Source organism: Paenibacillus lautus NBRC 15380 (genome assembly GCF_004000945.1).
In the GTDB taxonomy this organism is placed as follows: Bacteria; Bacillota; Bacilli; order Paenibacillales; family Paenibacillaceae; genus Paenibacillus_AQ; species Paenibacillus_AQ lautus.
This window is the reverse complement of sequence record NZ_BIMF01000011.1, coordinates 139,390-145,134: the sequence shown is the minus strand read 5'-3', so window position 1 is coordinate 145,134 and position 5,745 is coordinate 139,390. Positions and strand designations below refer to the sequence as shown.

4 protein-coding genes and 1 pseudogene are annotated in these 5,745 nt (G+C 45.1%); all 5 read left to right on the top strand.

The genetic code is table 11. The features are described 5' to 3' along the window. Positions 1 to 73 precede the first annotated feature (73 nt). The 5 genes and pseudogenes from PLA01S_RS19595 (at position 74) to PLA01S_RS19575 (ending at position 5,327) form a co-directional block, all read left to right on the top strand. Positions 74 to 750: pseudogene (locus tag PLA01S_RS19595) on the top strand (MBL fold metallo-hydrolase). 11 nt (positions 751 to 761) lie between these two features. Next, a complete protein-coding gene (locus PLA01S_RS19590) occupies positions 762 to 1,748 on the top strand; it encodes an acyltransferase domain-containing protein (protein ID WP_127593643.1) in 987 nt (328 codons plus the stop codon). A 352-nt stretch (positions 1,749 to 2,100) separates the two neighbouring features. Then, entirely contained in the window at positions 2,101 to 2,844 is a 744-nt protein-coding gene (locus tag PLA01S_RS19585; RefSeq protein WP_100537787.1) for a GTP pyrophosphokinase, read from the top strand. A 516-nt stretch (positions 2,845 to 3,360) separates the two neighbouring features. Next, positions 3,361 to 4,758, top strand: coding sequence for a protoporphyrinogen oxidase (locus PLA01S_RS19580; RefSeq protein ID WP_127593642.1), 1,398 nt, complete (start codon positions 3,361 to 3,363; stop codon positions 4,756 to 4,758). Next, on the top strand, positions 4,755 to 5,327 hold the full coding sequence (locus PLA01S_RS19575; RefSeq protein ID WP_127593641.1) for a DUF1697 domain-containing protein: 573 nt from the start codon (positions 4,755 to 4,757) through the stop codon (positions 5,325 to 5,327). Before PLA01S_RS19580 ends, PLA01S_RS19575 begins: the two co-directional genes overlap by 4 nt. Positions 5,328 to 5,745 lie beyond the last annotated feature (418 nt).

Genomic DNA, 5,745 nt, shown 5'->3' with positions numbered 1-5,745 from the left:
ACGAATACCGGTTAAGCTGCAGTAAACGGCGCTTAGCCGGGAGTTTTTTGTAACCCAATGTGAAAGGGGAGGAATCATGGTTCATTACGAAGTGTTTGTACTGCGAACGGTTTCGCATCCCTTTATTAATTATAGCTATATTGTTTTTGATAAAAGCAGCCGCTCTGCCATCATCATTGATCCTTCATGGGAACTCGATACCATAATAGGCAAGCTAAACGATTTAAACGCAGATGTGAAAGGGATTATGCTGACCCATTCTCACTACGATCACGTAAATTTGGCGTCGGTGTTAACCGAGATTTATGAATGCGATGTATTCATGTCGAGCGTGGAAATTGAAGACTATGGTTTCAATTGCCGACATTTGAGAGGTTTATCCGATCATGAGGTCGTCGTGTTCGGTGAGACAAACGTGACGTGCTTGTGGACGCCCGGGATACTTCGGGAAGTATGTGTTTTTTGCTTGAAGACTGTATTTTTACGGGGGATACACTCTTTATTGAAGGCTGCGGGGGATGCAATTTTAAGGGCGGCTCCGCTGAGGCGATGTTTTATAGCATTCAAAAAATCAAATCTTTTGCGGCTCCGGAACTGCGGGTATTTCCTGGTCATTCCTATGGGACCCCTCCTGGTCAAACGATAAGTATGTTGTACGATCAGAACATCTACTTTCAATTGGATTCGCTCAAGCATTTTGTCAATTTCAGAATGAGGCCAAATCAAGAAGGAATATTTAATTTTCGATAAAATGGGAGTGAATGAAAGTGGGGAAATCGATCGTATTTTTGTTTTCGGGGCAAGGATCGCAATATTACCAAATGGGCAGGGAGTTATATCGGGATCAGCCGGTATTCCGTCATTGGATTCAGAAGCTGGATCAATATTATTATCAAATCTCCGGGAAATCGGTAACCCGCGAGCTATACGAGAATGATTATCCAATCAGCCGGCCATTTGATTCATTACCATTTACGCACCCCGCAATATTCATGATCGAGTATGCCTTAGCTCAGGTATTTATGGAATATCAGATCTACCCTGATTATGTGTTAGGCACAAGCTTGGGGGAATTTGCTTCCTGCACGGTCGCAGGTTCCATGGATTACAATTCGGCGTTGGAGCATGTGATTGCTCAAGCTGAAATCATTCAGAATCATTGCGAACCCGGGGGCATGATCGCTATTCTTGATCAGGTATCGCTATACAGCAGTGAACCGATACTTTATCAGAACTGTGAAATTGCATCGGTTAATTTTGATACGCATTTTGTCATCTCGGGAGGAGTTGCGGCCCTTTCCGAAGCGGAGTCTTATTTAAGAGATCGTAACATCATGGCTCAGCGATTACCCATTCGTCATGGTTTCCATTCCAAGTGGATCGACCCGGCAGGCCCGTATTATAAGCGCCATGTAAGCTCTTTAGCTTTAAAGTCTCCCCATACGACCATAATTTCATCTTTTAGCGGACAGAGGGTGGCTGCTTTCGAACCCGAATACTTATGGAACGTGGTGAGGGAACCGATCCGATTCCGCGATGCGTTGAAATCTTTGATGCCCCTGAAAGATAAGATTTTTGTAGATTTAGGCCCTGGAGGAACACTTGCCACCTTCATTAAGCATAATCATCAAGTGTTTGGCTCCCATGAAGTCCAAAATATACACACCGTTCTAAGTCCATTTCATAAGGATATCCATAGATTGGAACAAGTCATTTCCAAAATAAAAATGGAACGAGTAACCACTTAAGTCATTGTAAGAGCAATGATGTCGAAACCATGAGTATTTTGCGATTACCCGAGAAATAATAACTTGTTCATAAAACGTATGGGATAATAAAATACGAGCATAAACGCCTTGCAAGATATGGTTTATACCAACGATATTAAGCAGCGCGATGCTGGCATAAGATAAAAGACGTTGCGACTTTCTGGTTGCAGCGTCTTTTTGACGTTATTGCACTAAAGTTGCAGTCGCACCTCAATATCAACTACTATTTAAAGAGGGAACAGAACTTCTAGAATGTTAGCAGCGTGTTTTGTTTTTATTTACTACTCGAGTCATCACGGCTCTGAATCACACAATCGAAAGGAAGTATCCCATGAATTCTTTGCAAATCGAACAGCTCAAAATCATTCGGAATGAAATTACCCGATTTATGATGAAATACAAATTCGCCTTAGATGAGATCGAAACCAAAATGGAAATATTAAAAGAGGAGTTCCAGGCTCTTCATGATTATAGCCCGATCGAACATACGAAATCCCGCCTGAAATCGCCGGAGAGCATTATGAAGAAGCTGCTCCGAAAAGGCGGAAACATCTCTCTCAGTTCCATAGAAGATAATATCAAAGACATCGCGGGTTTAAGAATCACCTGCTCATTCATTACCGATATTTACAAAATCAGCGATATGCTGCAGAAGCAGAGCGACTTAACGGTCCTAAATGTCAAAGACTATATCAAGAATCCGAAGCCGAACGGTTACCAAAGCCTGCATCTCTTAGTCGAAGTGCCAGTTTTTTTCTCCGACCGGGTGGAGAAGGTATGCGTTGAAGTCCAAATTCGAACCATTGCCATGGATTTCTGGGCGAGCTTGGAGCATAAAATTTTCTACAAATATAATAAGTCGGTTCCTCAGCATCTGCTGGAAGAGCTTAAGAAGGCTGCCGATACGGCTAACGCGCTGGACCGTCAGATGGAGCAATTGCACCACGAAGTGCAGGCCATTAAGGATTCGGAAAGCGATGATTCGCTGCTGGAGGAATTGAAGAGCATTCAGATCAACAACCGCAAGTATGAGCTTCCGGCAGGCTTGCTTGAAGTGTTGACCGAGGATAAATAAAGTTCTCGCCGGGGGAAATAAGAAAAGTTTCACCTGTTTCATCGACCGTGCACCGGGTATATATATCCTAAGTGGGAAGTGGAAACACATCAACACCAGACGGATAACAAGACGTTAAGTCGGAATTACCGAAAGGATTTGATACCCATGTACAACATGACGAGGAATAAGGACGACACAATCTGAATTATTCCAAAGTACACCGCAAGCTATTAAAGCAATGGAATGATGGCGTCAGAATGGATATACCGCTTCCCACGATAAAAAAACTCTGCGAGTGATCTCGCGGAGTTTTTTGCTGTCGACAACCATCCAAGCACGTGCATAAAAGGGAGCAGTACGCACGATATATTAGCGCCGGGCGGGAAGCCGGTGGCTGTGAACGGATCTGTTCACAATATTGAGGGAATGGCGATCCTCGAAAGAACGGCCTCTATGATATACTTAGAAATTGGATACAATGGTAACAATCATGATTAAGATGTTATGAACCTACATAATAGAGGTGTATGTACAGTGACAACTACCGTAGTCATCGGCGGCGGCATTACCGGACTGTCGACCTTATACTATCTGCAAAAAGAGTTGAATCGCCATCAACAGGATATGGAACTGGTGCTTATCGAGGCAAGTGAAACGTTGGGAGGCAAAATCCGAACCGTTCAGAACGGTGAATTTATGATGGAAACCGGAGCGGATTCGATCGTATCCCGGAAAACGAATGTGGCACCACTTCTGGAGGAACTTCAGTTAACAGACCAGGTTGTGTATAATGCCACGGGGACTTCTTTTATATATACGACTGCAGGTTTGAAAAGAATCCCGGATGAGAGTGTATTCGGCATACCGCTTAGCCTGAAATCCTTGGCCGAAAGCGAGCTGGTGTCTGCCGAGGGGAAGGTGGAGGCGCTCAAGGACTACTACACGCCGAATGAGACGTTTACCAAGCATGATTCTCTGGGGCAGTTCCTCGAGTCTTTCCTAGGCAAGGAAACCGTTCAGAATCAGATCGCTCCGGTCATATCGGGCGTCTATTCCGGGGAGCTTCATGACCTGACCATCGCATCCACGTTTCCCTATTTGCTGGAGTACAAAAATACGTACGGCAGCATCATGGGTGGTTTGGCCGAGAATAAACAGAAATTTCTTGGTTCGGGCAATAAGAAATTTCTTTCCTTCAAAGACGGAGTCTCGGTTGTGATTGACGCATTGGCACAGAGCCTGACAGAAGCAGGTGCGAAGATATACAAGGGCGTTGCCGCAGAGAAGCTGGAGAAAACAGCTAGCGGCTACGGGATAAGGTTGGCAAATGGTGAAAAGCTTGAAGCAGATTTTGTTGTATTAAGCACGCTGGGATCTGCGGCAAAGGAACTGCTGCAAGATCCGCAGCTTAACGAGGACTTTGACCAGCTCTATACCAAATCGCTCATCAGCGTGTACCTTGCCTATGATATTCAAGACGAAGAGCTTCCTTATGATGGAACGGGATTTATTACGGCTAAGGGAACCCAGTTAAAATGTGATGCCTGCACCTGGACGAGCCGGAAATGGGAACATACCTCCGAGAATAATCGGTTATTGATGCGATTGTTCTACAAGAGCTCCAATCCGCATTATGACGAATTAATCCGATTATCCGACGAAGAATTGAAGCGTGTCGGGATGGAGGATATCCGCTGGAGTTTAGGCATCGAGGCTGAGCCCGTGTCATGCGAAGTCACCAAATGGCATGACAATATGCCGAATTATCATTTGAAGCACCGGCAAATCGTGGAGTCATTAGAGCATAAAATGGATGAACTGTATCCTAACGTGCTGCTTGCGGGATGCTCCTATTATGGAGTGGGTATACCGGATTGCATCGCAAACGGGGAGAAGACGGCAGGTCTGATCATGGAAAGGATGCCCCAATGACAATCTATATCGCTTTGCTCAGAGGGATCAATGTCGGCGGGCACAACAAAATCAAAATGGCCGATCTAAGGAAGATGCTTGAACGTATGGGCCTAGCTCGTGTGCAGACCTACATCCAGAGCGGAAACGTGCTCTTTGAATCTGCGGAATCCAAGGAAACGCTTCGAGTCCTAATGGAGCAAGGCATACTTGAAACGTTCGGCTTCCCGATATCGGTGATGCTCAGAACCTCCGAGGAAATTGAGGGGATCGTCCGGAATGGTCCATTTTCGGATGAAACGATACGTCAAGCGGAGGAGGCATCGGAGTTTGAGAGTCTTTATGTTGCCATGCTGCCGGAAGCGCCTGCTGCTGAAGACGTGGAGAAATTAAGGCTTTATGCGAACGAAAAAGAAACCTTCGAAGTTATCGGTGAAGAGGTATACTTACTGTTCAAGGAAAGCGTTCGGAATTCCAAGCTGGCGGTTCAGTTGTCGAAGCTTAGCGTACCGATGACGATGCGGAATTGGAAAACCATGAACAAGCTGGTACAACTGTCCCAGTCGATGAAGAGTGAGCAATCGCAATAATTTATACAAATGAAGGGGACATAGGTTGATCTCCCAATTCGAGAGGAAGTTCGGGCTAGAGTGTTTCACTTTCTGAGGAACGGGTAAATATAGAACAAGTGGGAAGTGGTATTGTCAATCGACGGACGGAAGAACATGATGTCATTCCGAAAGGCAGTTGATTCGCCATGAACACTCGCAAAAGGAGAAGGAGAGCGAAGTTTCTTCGATTCTTTTCAGGTAAGGCACCCTAGCAATTGGAAAATTGCTGCATAATGAATAACAGAATCGCTTCCCACTGATAAGGATCCTGCGATATCATTCGCGGGGTCTTTTTTTTGTGCAGAATAAGCAGAAGCCATATCCTATGATAGAGGATGGGACAGATGCTTGCTCAAAGATGAACCGGATTAGACGTGAATAGTCCGGAAGTAATGAG